This window comes from Methylobacterium sp. J-068 (genome assembly GCF_022829445.1).
Lineage (GTDB): Bacteria > Pseudomonadota > Alphaproteobacteria > Rhizobiales > Beijerinckiaceae > Methylobacterium.
The window spans coordinates 51,243-67,000 of sequence record NZ_JAKSXY010000049.1; the positions used below are offsets into that span (position 1 = coordinate 51,243).

Annotated in this window: 14 protein-coding genes; 3 read left to right on the plus strand and 11 right to left on the minus strand. The window is 69.0% G+C overall.

Annotation, left to right across the window (positions count from 1 at the left end; all coding sequences use genetic code 11):
• Positions 1–22: 22 nt before the first annotated feature.
• A complete protein-coding gene (locus MKK54_RS05295) occupies positions 23–2,728 on the minus strand; it encodes a DUF3772 domain-containing protein (protein WP_409564132.1) in 2,706 nt (901 codons plus the stop codon).
• A gap of 587 nt (positions 2,729–3,315) precedes the next feature.
• Between MKK54_RS05295 and MKK54_RS05300 the strand changes: the two genes are divergently transcribed.
• Positions 3,316–3,864 carry an HNH endonuclease gene (locus MKK54_RS05300; RefSeq protein WP_244009668.1) on the plus strand — a complete coding sequence of 183 codons (549 nt, stop codon included), beginning with the start codon at positions 3,316–3,318 and terminating at the stop codon, positions 3,862–3,864.
• Between the two features lie 142 nt (positions 3,865–4,006).
• Here the strand turns inward: MKK54_RS05300 and MKK54_RS05305 are convergent, their stop codons facing one another.
• The 4 genes from MKK54_RS05305 to MKK54_RS05320 form a co-directional block, all read right to left on the minus strand.
• Positions 4,007–4,252, minus strand: coding sequence for a hypothetical protein (locus MKK54_RS05305; protein ID WP_244009669.1), 246 nt, complete (start codon positions 4,250–4,252; stop codon positions 4,007–4,009).
• A gap of 80 nt (positions 4,253–4,332) precedes the next feature.
• Entirely contained in the window at positions 4,333–5,253 is a 921-nt protein-coding gene (locus tag MKK54_RS05310) for an outer membrane protein (RefSeq protein ID WP_244009670.1), read from the minus strand.
• 269 nt (positions 5,254–5,522) lie between these two features.
• The gene (locus MKK54_RS05315) at positions 5,523–6,365 is read right to left on the minus strand and encodes an outer membrane protein (RefSeq protein ID WP_244009671.1); all 843 of its coding nucleotides are present in this window, start codon (positions 6,363–6,365) and stop codon (positions 5,523–5,525) included.
• Between the two features lie 273 nt (positions 6,366–6,638).
• Positions 6,639–7,520: an outer membrane protein gene (locus MKK54_RS05320; RefSeq protein ID WP_244009672.1), complete on the minus strand. Its 882-nt coding sequence runs from the start codon at positions 7,518–7,520 to the stop codon at positions 6,639–6,641.
• A gap of 251 nt (positions 7,521–7,771) precedes the next feature.
• Between MKK54_RS05320 and MKK54_RS05325 the strand changes: the two genes are divergently transcribed.
• Positions 7,772–8,098 (plus strand): MmcQ/YjbR family DNA-binding protein, encoded by a 327-nt coding sequence (locus MKK54_RS05325; protein WP_244009805.1) that lies wholly within the window; start codon positions 7,772–7,774, stop codon positions 8,096–8,098.
• 34 nt (positions 8,099–8,132) lie between these two features.
• Here the strand turns inward: MKK54_RS05325 and glmM are convergent, their stop codons facing one another.
• The 6 genes from glmM to MKK54_RS05355 form a co-directional block, all read right to left on the minus strand.
• Positions 8,133–9,476, minus strand: coding sequence for a phosphoglucosamine mutase (glmM, locus tag MKK54_RS05330; RefSeq protein WP_244009674.1), 1,344 nt, complete (start codon positions 9,474–9,476; stop codon positions 8,133–8,135).
• A gap of 250 nt (positions 9,477–9,726) precedes the next feature.
• The gene (gene ftsH / locus MKK54_RS05335) at positions 9,727–11,643 is read right to left on the minus strand and encodes an ATP-dependent zinc metalloprotease FtsH (protein WP_244009676.1); all 1,917 of its coding nucleotides are present in this window, start codon (positions 11,641–11,643) and stop codon (positions 9,727–9,729) included.
• Between the two features lie 232 nt (positions 11,644–11,875).
• A complete protein-coding gene (gene tilS / locus MKK54_RS05340; RefSeq protein ID WP_279597193.1) occupies positions 11,876–12,943 on the minus strand; it encodes a tRNA lysidine(34) synthetase TilS in 1,068 nt (355 codons plus the stop codon).
• Positions 12,931–13,881, minus strand: a complete 951-nt coding sequence (gene ybgF, locus MKK54_RS05345; protein WP_244009679.1) for a tol-pal system protein YbgF — start codon at positions 13,879–13,881, stop codon at positions 12,931–12,933. The genes tilS and ybgF overlap by 13 nt, the downstream gene beginning before the upstream one ends.
• A 98-nt stretch (positions 13,882–13,979) precedes the next feature.
• The gene (pal, locus tag MKK54_RS05350; protein WP_244009681.1) at positions 13,980–14,480 is read right to left on the minus strand and encodes a peptidoglycan-associated lipoprotein Pal; all 501 of its coding nucleotides are present in this window, start codon (positions 14,478–14,480) and stop codon (positions 13,980–13,982) included.
• A 319-nt stretch (positions 14,481–14,799) separates the two neighbouring features.
• A complete protein-coding gene (locus MKK54_RS05355) occupies positions 14,800–15,141 on the minus strand; it encodes an Hpt domain-containing protein (RefSeq protein ID WP_244009683.1) in 342 nt (113 codons plus the stop codon).
• Positions 15,142–15,346: 205 nt separating this feature from the next.
• Here MKK54_RS05355 and MKK54_RS05360 point away from each other — a divergent pair, with 205 nt between their 5' ends.
• Complete coding sequence (locus MKK54_RS05360; protein ID WP_244009684.1) at positions 15,347–15,757, plus strand: response regulator; 411 nt, start codon at positions 15,347–15,349, stop codon at positions 15,755–15,757.
• The last annotated feature ends 1 nt before the right edge of the window (position 15,758 follow it).

A 15,758-nucleotide genomic window follows, 5' to 3' on the forward strand; every position in this document is an offset into this window, starting at 1 on the left:
GCCCGACTCCTGTCCCGTCCGTTCAGCCGCCGGCCCTGCGGCGTGCCGCTTCCGCCGAGCGCATCGGCTCGGCCTCGTCGAGCCGCGCCTCCGACCCTTGTGCGGGGGCTGTCTGCTCCCCAGAACGTTGCGGCGCGGTGAACGCGCTGGCGATCTGCCCGACCGCGCTCTGGAAGGAATCCAGCCCCTGGACGGTGACCACGCTGGAGCCCGGGCCGAGGGCCGGGATCATTCCGGCCCCAGACAAGGTCTGGAAGACGCTAAGGTTCAAATCATTCTGCACTTTCAGGCCGAAGCTGACGTCGACGATCATCACGATCAGCTCGAATTCGAGGAACGGATCGCCGATCTTGCGGAACACCACGCGGGGCGGCGGCTCCTTGAGCACCTCGGGCTGGGCCTGGGCGCAGGTCATCAGAAGCTCGGCCGCATGGACGGGGTCCTGGTTGCGCAGGACGCTGACCGTGATGCTGACCCGGCCGGTGCGGTCGCCCCGCACCCGGTTCTTCACGATGCCGGAGATGAGGTTCGAGTTCGGGACGATCACCGCCGAGCGGTCGAAGGTCTGGATCTCGGTGGAACGCACCGAGATGCGCTTCACGATGCCTTCGCTGTCGCCGATCAGCACCTGGTCGCCGACGCGGATCGGACGCTCCCACAGGAGCAGCAGGCCCGAGACGAAGTTGTTGACGATGGATTGCAGGCCGAAACCGATACCGACCGAGAGCGCGCCGGCCACGATGGTGAGCTTCTCCAGGCTCAGGCCCAGATAGGAGAAGGCCAGCGCCAGGGTGAGCAGGAAGCCGATATATCCCGCGATCGTCGAGATCGAGTTGCGCAGACCGGCGTCGAGGTCGGTGGCCGGCAGGTAGGTCTGTTCGAGCCAACGCTGGATCGCGCGCGTCACCGCGATGCCGAGCATCAGGAGGCCGATGGCGAGCACGATGGTGGAGAGCGAGATCGTGACGTCCCCGACCTTGAAGCCGAAGAAGGCGGTCCGCACCGAACTGAACACGTCCGTCGAATCGAGACCCCAGGGCGCGAGCGCCAGCAGAGCGGCGACCATGACGAGGCCGACGCGGGCGAGGCCCGTCGCCAGCACGGCGATCTGGTTGATCGAGCGTTTGCGCAGGCCCGTATTGGCCTGGAGCGCCGTGGCGATCTTCGTGTCGTCGCCGAGCGTTCCGCCAATGAAGGTGTCGGCGCTGGAGATCAGCAGGAACAGCAGCACGAACAGGCCCGCGACCCAGACGAGCTGGTCGATGACGAAGGCCGCGAAGGCGACGTAGCCGACCAGCGGCGCCACCGCGATCACCACCACCGCGGCCCATCCGAGGAGCCGGGCCGGGCCGCCGATGCCGGTGGTGGCTTCCGGCGCCACGTAGGGCCCGAAGCATGCCTCCTCCTTCTCCGCCGTGTCGGCGAAGCGATGCAGGCCGATGGCGAGGATCAGCGCCGTGGCGAGGGCCCCGATGCCGCGCGTGGCGATGGAGACCGGCAGGGCCGCCGAGATCCCGGAATTCAGGGCCTCGATCGACTTGATCACCGTGATCACGATGGCGATGCCGACGGCCAGCCGCGTCACCCGCGCGGCCGCGGTGTCGTCCATCGTCGCCACCCGCCAGGACGGCTTGTCGGGCGAGAGCAGCGCGTCGGCCAGCGCCTCCACGAAGGCGATGAAGGCGAGGCCGCCGAGGATGGCGCCGGCCACCGGCAGGAGCCGGAGCGGCAGCAGGTCCGTGGCATCGAGGGCGTAATAGACCGCGTAGCTGCCGATGAAGGCCGGGATGGTTCCGAGCAGGAACACGCGCCAGGCCGCGAGCAGCTTCTTGCGCTGAGAGGGCGCCACGGCCTTCGCATCGCGCCGCCCGAAGCGCGGGGCGATGTTGCGCCGCCCGAAATACAGGGCGATCGAGATGCCGAAGGCGGCCCCGAGCAGGATGAGGTTGCCGATGGTGCCGTTGCGGGCGAACAGGGAGGCGGTGTCCTCGACCGCCCCCTGCAGGGAGCGCAGGTCGCGCGGGATGTCGGCGGCGATCCGGACCCACAGGTCCGGGCTGACGAGGGCGGTGGAGCGCTCGAACAGACCCCGCGTGAAGGCGGCGCGGCGGCGGTTCGAGACCTGATCGACGATCTGGTCGCTCTGCACGAGGAGCGATTTCGCCAGCCGCTGCGTCTCGTCGATCTCCGCGACGGCGTGCTCGCGCTCCGTGCGCTCGCGCGCCACGTCCTCGCCCTCCTCGCCCTCCTTCGGCTTCGGGCCGAGCTGCGTCATGCGCTCGCGGGCGGCCTCCAGGCGCGGCGTGGTGATGTCGATGACGTGGCGGATCTTGTCGGCGAGCGCCTCGAGACCGTCGCGGGCGCGGGTCAGGTCGCCGGCACCGACATTCGGGCCCGTCACGAGCTTCTCGCGCTGTTCCAGGTCGGCCTTCACGCGGTCGAGCTGGTCGCGGACGTTCTGGATCTGCTCGGACACCACGGGCTTGGGCGCGGGCGGCTTCGCGGCGGGCTTGGCGGCGTCTGCCGGCGCGGTGGCCGGAGCGGCGGGCGCGGTCTTGGCCGGCGCGGCGGGCGCCGCGTTCGGCGTCCCCTGTCCGAGCGCGCCCACGGGCATCAGGGCCACGGGCATCAGGACGAGGGGGGCCACGACGAGGGCACGGCGCCAAGCGGCGGCGAGAGCCGTCCTCCGGGTGCCGCTGAACGTCTGGCCTCGCGCGATGCCGCCCATGATGATCCTTTCGTACCGCGCATGCCGCACGGTCCTGGTGCGTCGACGCCTGATCCTGGCGCCTCGACGCGCCGCGCCTCGACGGGTCGCTGGCAACCCGCATGCCCGTCTCGAACAGCCGAAGGTCTGCGCGAGTCGAGGGGCGAGGAGCGACCGGGGCCCGCCCCTTCGCCGAGCAATGGGGCGAAAGGCTGACGAAGCGGAAATTTCGGGACGCAACGGCGGCGCCGGGCCTGTGGGCGCGACATCGCAGGAGGCGGCGGCGACCTTCACAAGCGTGTCATGCTGATATTAGACTAAGCCCCGATGGACTTGGCCTTTTCGTTCCCGTGCGAGGAGGTGGCGACGACCATCCGCGCCGATGAGCGTCGCCACGAACCGGGCGTCTTCGCCCGATGCGACGGCTTTTGGCCAATGCCCGGCTCTTCCCCGCCCCGCCGCCACGGCGCAGGAGCCCTCCGGAACGCCCGCCCCGCGCGCCGGCCGTCCGGGATGCGGAGATTTCTGATCTTTCACCAACCTGGGACGATGCGCCGGCCGAACCCCGCGCGTTGTCCCTTCGTCGACCCGTCGAGAGGGTAGCGCCGATGCTGGATCTCCAAACGCTCGTCCTGAACGCGGATTACCGGCCGCTCTCGTACAATCCGCTCTCGCTGTGGTCCTGGAAGGACGCCTTCACGGCGCTGTTCCTCGACCGGGTCACCCTGGTGGCCAGCTACGACGTCGAGGCCCGCTCGCCCTCCCGGGCCCTGCGGGTCCCGAGCGTCGTCGCCCTGAAGAGCTACGTGACGCTGGCGCGCAGCCCCGCCTTCACGCGCTACAACATCTACCTGCGCGACACCTTCTCCTGCCAGTATTGCGGCCTTCGCCTGCCTTCGGGCGGCCTGACCTTCGACCACGTGGTGCCCCGCTCGCGCGGCGGCCAATCAAGCTGGGAGAACGTGGTCGCGGCCTGTTCGCCCTGTAACCTGCGCAAGGCGAACCGCACGCCGGCCGAGGCCGACATGCCGCTCCTCAACGAGCCGCGCCGGCCGACCCGGCACGAACTGCACCGTCGGCAGCCGGAATTCGACCACCGGGAATACCACCACACCTGGCTCGATTATCTCTACTGGGACACCGAACTCGAGAACTGAGACCGTCTCCGCTCGATCGAATCGGTGGCGGTCTCGCTCAGCCCGCGCGGCGCCTGGGCCAAGCCCAGATCCACCATCCCCAGATCCACCATCCCCAGATCCACCATCCCGAAGAGATCGACCGGATCTGGTCTGAGGCGGTTCAGGGCGTCGGGAAGCGCGGCGGCGGCTCGTTGTAGAGGGGGAGCCCGAGGGCGCGCGGGGCGAGGAATTCGGGCGCCACGATCACCGCGCGTGGCGGTGGCGCGAGGTAGGCCGGATCGCGGTAGGCGATTTCGGGCGGAAGGCTCGGGCCGCGCCGATAGGGACCGGGTTCGCCGCCCGCGAGGACGGGAGCGGCGCTCGCCGCGAGCGCGACGGCACTGCCGAGCAGGACATGACGAAGCATCGAGAACTCCGGGCAGCGGTTTTTCCAGCCACGGCGGGCACTCTAGGGGCCCAGATGCGACCGAGCGCTTAACGGCACGATCAGAATTTCACCGCCGCGCCGCCGCGCACGGTGTTGATCGCGATGCCGCCGCCCGAGCTCTTCTGGAAATCGTTGAGCATCACGTACTGGTATTCGCCGCGCAGGATGATGTTCTGCGTCACCGCGAATTCGAGGCCGGCGCCGAGCGTGAAGCCGCCCATCGTCTTGATCTTGTTGTTCTGGATGACGGTCCGGGCCGGCGTTCCCGCCTCGGGGTTGTTCTGATCGAAGCCGCCGTTCGCGTAGCCGAAGTTCTTCACCGCGACGGCGGTGCCCGACGTCAGGGCTTGGTTGCTCCGGTAGGTCGCGACGTCGTAGCCGTAATCGGCGATCGAGACCGTCTGGTTCGACTGAACGCGGCCGATCGCGAGACCGCCGGTGACGTAGGGCAGGAAATTGCCGATCGCATAGCCGCCGCGCGCGCGGATCGTCCCGTAATCCTCGACGCGCTGGCTGGCGGAACCCGCCAGGGAGACGGTGTGGAGGTAGCCGAGGGAGTCGGTCTTGAAGCGGGTAATGCCGTCCGACGTGGAAATCGCACGATCGAAATGCGTGTAGTCCGCTTCGATGCCGACGACGGTCTCGTCGAACTGGTAGTTGAACCCCATGAAGGCGCCGTAGCTCGCGCCCTCGGTGCTGCTGCCTCGCGACGCCAGCAGGGTAGAGGCGCCGAATTCCGATTCGGCCACCGACGCCCGCAGCGCGTTCGCGATGAGCGGCTTGTAGGCGTCCTTGAAGTTCGCCGAGGCCGACGAGTAGCCGCCATGGCCACCGAAGTAGATGCCGTTCCAGTCGATGACGGCCACCTCGGGCTCGTAATCCGGTCCGCGCAGGACCCCGTAATCGAGATCGGCGGCCTGGGCGGGCGCGGTGACGCCGAGGGTGAAGCCGGCCAGGAGCGCGAGGGTTACGGTACGCATCGATGTCGTCCTCAGGGCCACGGCCCGACGGTCAGATTGCTGATCCTGTTGTATGGTTCTACTTGAGTAACCTTAACGTTCCGTTGCCTGGAGCCTAACGACAGTCTCCTCGCGGATAGTCCAGGCCGGAGATGTGCGTGAAATCCGGCGCTGCGGCCCTGCCCGTCGTCACGCGGACAGCCCGACCACGGATGGCCGGTTCGGCCTCACGCGCGGACCCAACCCGGGGAACGCGAGGGACCGATGGTTCCGGGAGCGCGCGACCGGCCCTACTCGTAGGGATTCCGGTTCCAGCGCGGGAGCGACAGGTCCGCCAGGGGGCCGGGCCCGCTGGCGAAGCTGTAGCGCAGGCCGACCCGGACCTCATGGGAGGCGAGGTCCTTCAGGCGTGAATCGAAGCCATAGGCATCCGTCCCCGTCCGGGCGCGGCCGAGATCGACGTAGCGATAGCTCGTGTCGATGCTGAAGCCGTTGCCGACCGCGTAGGACACGCCGCCGGTCAGCGCCCAGGCGAGGGAGGTCACCGAATGGCTCGGGCGGCGGACGCGGTCGCGCAGGCCCGTGCCGGGATTGCCGTCGCAGAACGCGCTGAGGCAGGTCGTCTGGGTGTAGGCCTTGCCGAACCCCTTGTCGGCGAAGCCGATGCCGGCTCCGATATAGGGGGTCAATCCCCACCAGGTGCCGAGGTCCGCGTAGACGTTGACGAGGCCGGTGAGCACGTCGAGCTCGCCCGCCTCGACGTTGTAGCCGGTGCGGAAATTCGATCCCGAGGAATAGGCGCTGTATCGGGAGCCGATTCGCTGATCGACCGTGGCGTCCACGCGCAGCCAGTCGTTGATGCGGTAGCCGACGCCGCCGCCATAGCTCGGCACCGGGTCGAGATTCAGCCGCACCAGCGGCGGCGATCCCGCTGGCGGCAGGCTCGCATCGCGCGGCCGCGCGTAGTCGCTGACGGTGGCATCCACCCGCAGGTACCAGCCGTCGCCGATGGCGACCGGCGCGTCGGGCGGTGGCGGGGGCAGAAGATCGGCGCCCCGCGCGGTCCCGCCGAGGCTCTGACCGATCGAGAGGCATCCGAAGATCGTGATGGTCCAGAACTTCGAAGCGGCCATGACGTCCTCATACGCACGATAACGCGTGGTGCATCGCGCGTTGCTTGCGCTGATCGATGAACCTGCTCCGTAACCTTGCATGGAAACGTTAGAGAGGGCTTAACCCTAACGTTTCGTCGCCCCTAGGCCCGGAAGGGCCGGTCGGTTCTGGCCGGCGTCGGCTCCGGAGGTGAAACGCGCGAGGGCGCGGATCGAAATCCGCGCCCTCGCTCCCGACATATCCGGGTCGTGACAGATCGTCCGGCCGTCGCCGCCGATCCGATGTCCTCGCGCTCAGTACTTGCGCACCAGCGGACCCGGCTCGGGCTGATACTCCGCGACCACCGGCGCGACGATGCCGCCGAGCAGCCAGCGCATACCGATCTTCACGTCGTGCGAGGTGATTTCCTTGGCCGAGTAGCTGTAGGGCAGGTTGCAGCCGGCGTTGAAGCAATTGATCGTGCCGAGCTTGGCTTGACCGAGGTTCATGTAGCGGTAGCCGACTTCGAGCTTGACGTTCGGTGTGACGCTGTAGGCGAAGCCGGCCTGAGCGTTCCAGGCGAAGTTCGTGAAGTGCTTCTCGGGGGCGACACCGAACCCGCCCGAGGCGGCACCGGCACCGATGTCCGAGAAGCCGCTCACGTGGTGGAAGGCCGAGCCGACGCCGCCGCCCACGTAGGGGGTCACGCCGTACCAGGTCCCGAGATCGACGTAGCCGTTGGCCATCACGACGACGGAGGACAGGTTGGCCGTGTAGTTGTCGATGGACTTGTAGGGGCTTCCGTCGGGGAGGACGAAGCCCGTGAAGGCGCTGTCGGTGAAGCCCAGATGGGCACCGCCGCGATATTCGGCCGAGATGTCGCCGCGCAGGAAGGCGTTGAACTGGTATCCGACGCCGCCGCCCGCGAAGTAGGAGTCGCTGATCGACTTCTGCTCGATCCGATAGCCGCCCGGAAGACTTCCGCCCACCTGCGTGGTGACGATCTTGTCGACCTGCGTCGCGCCGACGCCGACGTCTCCGCGCAGGTACCAGCCGCCACCGACTTCGATCGGCGGGGGCAGCGGCTCGGGTGGCAGGGGTGGCAGCAGATCTGCCGCTTGGGCGAGGCAGGGCGCTGCCACGCTCGCAATGAGCGTGAGCGAGCGCGCCAAGGCAGACAGCTTGGTGCGGCGCATCGGATGTCCTTCAATCGACCGTGTGCCGGAAGCGCGAAACGCCGGCGGGATGACGAGGACATGATGGCTCGGAAGGGTTAAGTCGGGTTTAACGTTAAATCTTATCCTTGCTGGATCGTTGACCCGCGACGATGCTGATGCGCGGCGCGAGATCTTCGGCGCTCAAGTCCTCGTGAAATCGTCGAGCACGGAATCCCGCCGACGATCTCGTCGTGTGGTGCAGGAGACGAAGGCGGCAAGGGATCGGTATGATGAAACCCGAGGACGTCCGACGCCTTGCGACAGCCCTGCCGGAGACGGTCGAGGGCGCCCATAGCGGCCATCCCGACTTCCGGGTCGGCGGACGCATCTTCGCGACGCTGTGGGTCGACGAGGAGCGGGTCGTGCTGCGTCTCGGCCCGGCGGAGCAGGCCGCCTGGATCGAGGCGGAGCCCGATCTGTTCGAGCCGCTGGATGGGGCCTGGGGTCGGCGGGGCTGGACCAGCCTCGCCCTGTGGGATGCCGGGGAGACCATCCTCGCGCAGGCCCTCCTCGCCGCTTGGCGCGGTGTCGCCGCGGACGCCTATGACCGGATCTGATCGGTGGCGCCGGACATCCGCGCGTCGGGTTTCTTCAGGCGGCGGCCCGCGTCACGGCGTCCACGACCTCGTCCACGACTTCCAGAACGAGGCCACGATCGTCCCCTTCCGCCATGACGCGGATCACCGTCTCGGTGCCGGAGGGGCGGATGACGAGGCGGCCGCCGTTGCCGAGGCGCTCGCGCGCATGGGCGATGGCGGTGACGACCGAGTCCGCGCGCAGCGGCTCGCCGGAGCGGTAGCGCACGTTCTTCAGGATCTGCGGCAGCGGCTCGAAGCAGTGGCAGACCGCGCTCACGGGCCGCTCCTGGCGTTTGACCACGCTGAGCAACTGCAGGGCCGCCACGAGGCCGTCGCCGGTGGTGGCGTAATCGGACATGATGATGTGGCCGGACTGCTCGCCGCCGAGATTGTAGCCGTGCTCGCGCATGTGCTCGAGCACGTAGCGGTCGCCCACCGCCGTGCGGGCGAGGTTGAGGCCGATGCCGCCGAGATAGCGCTCCAGGCCGAGATTGGACATGATCGTGGCGACCAGCCCCGGCTGGGTGAGGCGGTCGTCCTCCTTCCACGAGCGGGCGATCACGGCCATCAGCTGGTCGCCGTCGACCGACTGGCCCTTCTCGTCGACGATGAGGACGCGGTCCGCGTCGCCGTCGAGGGCGATGCCGATATCGGCGCGCAGCTCCCGCACCTTGGCGGCGAGCGCCGCCGGGGCGGTGGAGCCGACATCCTGATTGATGTTGAAGCCGTCGGGATCGACGCCGATGGCGATCACCTCGGCGCCGAGTTCCCACAGGGTCTCGGGCGCGACGCGGTAAGCGGCGCCGTTGGCGCAATCCACCACGATGCGCAGGCCGTCCAGGGTGACGTTGCGCGGCAGAGAGCGCTTGGCGAACTCGATGTAGCGGGCATGCACGCTCTCGATGCGCTTGGCGCGGCCGAGATCCCGCGAGCCGGCGAGGCGCTTGTGCAGCTCGCCATCGATCAGGGCCTCGATCTCCCGCTCGACATCGTCGTTGAGCTTGAAGCCGTCGGGACCGAACAGCTTGATGCCGTTATCCTCGAACGGGTTGTGCGAGGCCGAGATCATCACGCCGATATCGGCGCGCATCGAGCGGGTCAGCATCGCGACCGCCGGGGTCGGCATCGGGCCGAGCTGCAGCACGTCCATGCCCACGGAGGTGAAGCCGGCGATCAGCGCCGTCTCGATCATGTAGCCGGACAGGCGGGTGTCCTTGCCGATGACCACGCGATGGCGGTGGTCGCCGCGCTGGAAGACCAGACCCGCCGCCTGGCCCACCTTCAGGGCGAGCTCGGGGGTGATGACGCCGTTGGCTCGACCCCGGATGCCGTCCGTGCCGAAATACTTGCGCGACATGGTCTTCGCGTCCCGTCTTCTGTTCGCCGTATAGGGGAGCTGAGTTCGCCTCAAGACGCAATCCTCACGCGCACCATCCGGGATGATGCTTCGGGATTAGATCGTCCGCTTCGCTTAAAGATCCGGTTTCCGGACGCATCGCGGGATGCGTGGATCGGCGAGGAACGCGCGGTAGCGTTAGCGGGGTCTTGATACGAACGAGCCCGCCGGCGGCGGGCTCGTGGTCTCGATGGATCGGGTCGAAGGCCGGTCAGGCCTGGGGCTGGGGCTCCAGACCGTCGCTGCCGCGCGGGCGGCCACGACCGGCGGAAGGCACCGAGGAACCGCGCAGGGTGGTGGGTCCGTCGCCCGCATCGCGGATCGGCGGCTTGCCGGCGATCAGGTTGCGGATCTCGTCGCCCGACAGGGTCTCGTATTCGAGCAGTCCCTGCGCCAGGGCCTCGAGGTCGTCCTTGTGCTCGCCGAGGATGCGGCGGGCCTCTTCCAGGCCGGTCTCGACGAGGCGGCGGACCTCCGCGTCGATCTTCTGGGCGGTGGCTTCCGAGACCGTCTGCTGACGGCCCATGGACATGCCGAGGAAGACCTCGTCGTTGTTCTCGCCGTAGGCAACGGTGCCGAGCTCGGGCGAGAAGCCCCAGCGGGTGACCATCATGCGGGCGAGACGCGTGGCCTGCTCGATGTCGGATTGGGCGCCCGAGGTCACCTTGTCGGCGCCGAAGGTCATCTCTTCGGCGATGCGGCCGCCCATCATGATAGCGAGACGCGAGGTCATCTGCTCGAAGCTCATCGACAGCTTATCGCGCTCGGGCAGCTGCATGACCATGCCCAGCGCCCGGCCACGCGGGATGATCGTCGCCTTGTGGACGGGATCGGTGGCCGGCACGTTGAAGGCGACGATGGCGTGGCCGCCTTCGTGATAGGCGGTGAGGCGCTTCTCGTCCTCGGTCATGACCAGGGTGCGCCGTTCGGCACCCATCATCACCTTGTCCTTGGCATCCTCGAACTCGTGCATCGTGACGATGCGCTTGCCGCGACGCGCGGCGAGCAATGCGGACTCGTTGACCAAGTTCATCAGGTCGGCGCCCGAGAAGCCGGGGGTGCCGCGCGCGATGACCTTGAGGTCGACGTCCGGCGCCAGCGGCACCTTGCGGACGTGGACGCGCAGGATGCGCTCGCGGCCGACGACGTCGGGGTTCGGCACCATGATTTGGCGGTCGAAGCGGCCCGGACGCAACAGGGCGGGATCGAGCACGTCGGGCCGGTTGGTGGCTGCGATGATGATCACGCCCTCGTTGGCCTCGAACCCGTCCATCTCGACGAGGAGCTGGTTCAGGGTCTGCTCGCGCTCGTCGTTGCCGCCGCCGAGGCCGGCGCCGCGGTGACGGCCGACCGCGTCGATCTCGTCGATGAAGATGATGCAGGGTGCGTTCTTCTTGGCCTGCTCGAACATGTCGCGGACACGCGATGCGCCGACGCCCACGAACATCTCCACGAAGTCGGAGCCCGAGATGGTGAAGAACGGCACGTTCGCCTCGCCCGCGACGGCCCGGGCGATCAGGGTCTTACCCGTGCCGGGAGGTCCGACGAGGAGCACGCCGCGCGGGATGCGGCCGCCGAGGCGCTGGAACTTCTGCGGATCGCGCAGGAACTCGACGATCTCCTGCAGATCCTCCTTGGCCTCCTCGACGCCGGCGACGTCGTCGAAGCTCACGCGGCCGGACGCCTCGGTGAGGAGCTTGGCCTTCGACTTGCCGAAACCCATGGCGCGGCCGGCCCCCGACTGCATCTGCCGCGACAGGAAGATCCAGGCGCCGATGAAGACGAGGATCGGCAGCCAGCTCACGAGCAGCTGGATGAACCAGGGCGTGTTGTCGGAGGGCGGACGCGCGGTGATCTGCACGCCCTTGCTCTGGAGCTTCGACACCAGGCTCGGATCGTTGGGGGCGTAGGAGGTAAAGTTACCGCCGCCGACATAGGTGCCGCTGACGTCCTGCCCGGAGATCACAACCGTCTGGATCTTGCCGGAATCGGCATCGTTCAGAAGCTGGCTGTAGGCGATCTCGGAGCCGCCACCGCGATGACCCGGATTCTGGAACAGGGTCACGAGGGCGAGCACGAGCAGGAAGATGACGACCCACAAGGCGAAGTTGCGGAAATTCGGGTTCATCGATCAATCCCTGGAGGCATCCGGATCCGCAGCGCGATCGGGGCGTATCATTCCGGACGCTTGGGGCCAATGTAGGCAGAGCGTCCCCCCTTGCCAAGTGAACGCACCCGCTGTGCCGTTCGCTGGCCCTGCGGCACGGCTGCTCCGGTCTCAGTGTCTCTCACAAAACTCCTGCTGCGCTGCCGTACCCAGAGTGAGGACCGGCGGTAGTCGAGAGTTTTGTGAGGCACTCTCAGTCCCGTCTGGTCTCGGGCGCTCTTCCAGCCCTCCCCCGACGCAAGGGCGCGCGCGACAGAGCCACATCACCGGCCATGTCACCGGCCACGTCACCGGCGTGGGTTACCTCCACCAGCGAGCCGCGCAGGGTTCGCCGCAGGGGGGCGCCCGCGCGCAGGGCCGGCAGGATCGCGTCGAGAACGAGGCGCTCCAGGCGTTCCAGGCGTTCCGCACCGTCCGGGCTCACCCGCTCCAGGGCGAGGCCGACGACGCGCAGGGCGATGGCCTCCGGCAGAGCCTTCAGGGTTTGGCCGTTGAGGCGGATGCTCCCCTCGGGCGACGGCCTTTCCGCCCCGGCGAACGCGGCCTCGGCCGCCGCCTCCAGCGCGGCCGTATCACGGGCGCACCGCTCGGCGAGCCGGCACAGGCGCGTGGCGGAAAGGCCCTCCCCCGCCAGGACCGGCATCAGCGCGCGCAGACGCGCGCGCGCGAAGCGGTCGTCGTGGTTCGACGGGTCGCGGGTGAAGCCGAGGCCGCGCGCCTCGCAATAGGCCACCAGGTCGGCCTTCGGGAGGGTCAGGAAGGGCCGCGCGAGGCGGAGTCCTCCCGGAAGGACCCGTTCGGCCCGCATGCCCGCCAGCCCGGCCGGGCCGCTTCCGGCGATGAGCCGCATCAGCACGGTCTCGGCCTGATCGTCGCGCGTGTGGCCGGTGAGCAGGAGGCGGGCCCCGATCCTGCTCGCATGGGCGGCGAGGAGGTCGTAACGGGCCGTCCGGGCCGCAGCCTGGAGGCCGCGCGCGGGCTTCGGCCCCGTCCAGGCCAGGGTCCGGTGCGGCAGGCCGAGGCGGGCGCTGAGGTCGGCCACGGCCCGGGCTTCCGCGGCGGATTCGGGTCTCAGCCCGTGGTCGACGGTCGCGACCGCGACCGCGATCGTGTCGGCCGTGCCGATCGCGGCGGCGGCTGCCAGGAGGGCCGTCGAATCGGGGCCGCCCGAGACTGCGAGCAGCACCCTGCCCCGCTCACCCGCGAGATGGGGACGAAGCGCGGCCTCGATGGCGGCGTCGGCCGGGCTCAGGCGCTGCAGCGCGCGCGCTTCTGCTCGCGCGTCACGCCCTGGCGAACGGATGCGCTGGCGGAGGGGAACTTGCGCTCCAGTTCCGCCAGGGTGGCGCAGGCCTGCTCGCGGGCGCCGAGGGCGTGGAGCGAGGCGCCGAGCTTCAGCATGGCCTCGGGGGCCTGGGCCGAGCGGGCATAGTCGGTGGAGACCTTCAGGAACTGCTCCGCCGCCTCGCGGTTGCGGTTGCGCTGGAGATAGCTCTCGCCGAGCCAATAGGTCGCGGACGGCACCAGGGCGTCGCGCGGATGCGACTGGATGAACTGGCGCAGGCCCATCTCGGCCTGCTCGTACTGGCGTTGGAGGATGTAGGCGTAGGCCGTCTCGTAATCGGCGCGCGCGTCGCCCGATCCGGTGGACGCGACGCTGGGCGCGCGGGGCGGGTTCGGCAGGGCGCCGGTGGTCGGCACCCGGCCGGGCGGCGCGAGGTCGACCGGACCGCCGAGGCCCGGCGGTGTCAGGCCCGGTTCCTCCTCGTCGGCCTCGACCACCGTCGGGGGCACGCTGCGCCCGCGCGGTGCCTCGGCCACGGGGACGCTCGGCGTGGTGGTGCCGAGCTGCATCGGCGTGCCGGGGCGGCCGGGATTCTGCTCGGGATCGAAGGCGTCGCTGCGCTTCTGCGGCTTCGTCGCGGCCGGATTGGTGCCGGACGGCGCGCTCGGGCGCCCGCCCTTCGCCTCTTGCAGGCGGAATTCCACGTCCTCCTGGAACTTGCGCAGCTGCTCCTTCAGCTGCCGGTTCTCGTGTTGAAGGGTCTCGATCTGCCCGGCGGTCTGGCGCGACTGGTTCTCGAGCCGGTTCAGCCGGACGACGAACTCCGAGGCGTCCTGCGCCATCGCCGGCCCCGGGGAGCCGGAAACGAGGCAGGCTGCGGAGGCGCAGGTTGCGAGGAGGAGGCGGCGGAGCATGGCGGTCGTCACCGATGATCGGATGGTGGAAGGGCGCTGGATAACAGTGGCGCCCCTCCACGGCAAAAGTCGGGCCTCGCGTGCCGGTCGGGTCGTCCCTACGAGCCGGCGCCGCGATCGAGGACGGTGACGGCGCGGCGGTTCTGCGACCAGCACGAGATGTCGTTGCACACCGCCACCGGGCGCTCCTTGCCGTAGGAGACGGTGCGGATGCGGCCGCCCGCGATGCCGCGCGAGGCGAGGTAGTCCTTCACCGATTGGGCCCGGCGCTCGCCGAGCGAGAAGTTGTACTCGCGCGTGCCGCGCTCGTCGGCATGGCCCTCGATGAGGAAGGTGTAGCGCGGGTAGCGCTGCAGCCAGTTCGCCTGCTTGTCGAGGGTGGCGGTGGCGGTCGGGGTCAGGTCGGTGGAATCCGATTCGAAGAACACCCGGTCGCCGACATTCACCACGAAGTCCTGGGCGCTGCCGGGCGTGTTGGCGCCACCGCCGAAGCCGGACGCGTCGGCGAGATCCTTGTCGTTGGTGCAGGCGGCGACGCTGAGCGCGGCGCAGAGGGCGGCCGCCAGCGGAAACACGCGGAAGCGCGCAATCATGGACATGATCCTGTTCTCCTGGGACGCAATCACCGACGGGGCCGAGGCGGGGCCGGTGATGTCGCCGCGTGGGCCCCCACGGGGCCACGTAGATGCCGGTACTTAGCGAGACTCGGTTAAGCGAAGGTTCCGTCAACCCTGATGGGGCCTTCGCTCGACGGGATCTTGCCGGATGCGAACGCGTCGAAAGCCTGACCGGCCGTCGATGTCACGCCTCCGGCCATCGGCCGAGATTGCGGCGGCGGCGCGTCGCCCGGCCGGTCGTGAACGATTACGGTCAAGCTGTTGCGGCGGCGCAACAGGCCGGATGGCGGCGCTCGTGCCGTCAGGCCCCTGCCTCGATCACGCCGATCGCCGAGATGGCGCGCGCCGCCGCCCGGCGGGCGGATTCCAGGGGGGCTGTCAGGTCGGCGCCGCCCAGACAAGCCTGTTCCATCTCCGAGCAGCGCTTGGAGAGGTCGTGAAATCCCAGGGACCCGCTGACCGAGAGCAGGGTGTGGGCGTCGTGCCCGAGCACGCCACGCTCCGAGGGAGACGCAAGCAGACGCTGGCCGATCTCGACCTTCAGGCGTCCGAGCAGATCCAGAAGCCGGTCGGCTCCGAAGATCTCCTCCAGTTCGCCGAGGGTGCGCGGGTCGTAGACCGCCTGGTCGGCGGGCGCGATCACGCCATCGGGAGTCGAACCGGACTTCGGAGCATTGGAGGAGCCGTCCGGGTCTGCTTCCGCCTGCGGTCTCTCAAGGGGCGGATCATTCGGCATGGCATCGTCCAGAGGTCTTCAGCCCGCAGGTGTGCGCGGAAACACTGCACCCGTTGATCGGGGCTTAACGAATATCTGACCAATTCGGCGTTGCAAAGATTTGGTGCGACCGATGCGACAGCGTCAAGTGCTCATCGTGGAAGACAATTACCTCCTGCTCGACATGCTCACGGGCGTGTGCGAGCGCTATGGCCTCGCTGTCGTCTCGGCGTCCAGCGGCGAGGCCGCGGTGGCGGCGATCCGGCAGGCGGGGTCCGACCCACGCGGCGGCGATCTCGCGCTGCTGATCACGGACATCCATCTTCCCGGGCTGATCGATGGCTGGGCCGTGGCGGATTCCTACCACGCGCTCAATCCCGGACTGCCGGTGATCTACACCTCCACCGGCGGCCGCAGCGATCGGCGCGCCGTGCCCAACAGCATCTTCCTCAGCAAGCCCTTCCGCATCCAGGACGTGGTCGCCCTCGCCGGCGTGATGATGCAGGCAGAGCCCCCGTCGACGGCGCTTCGCGCCGCGGGCTGAG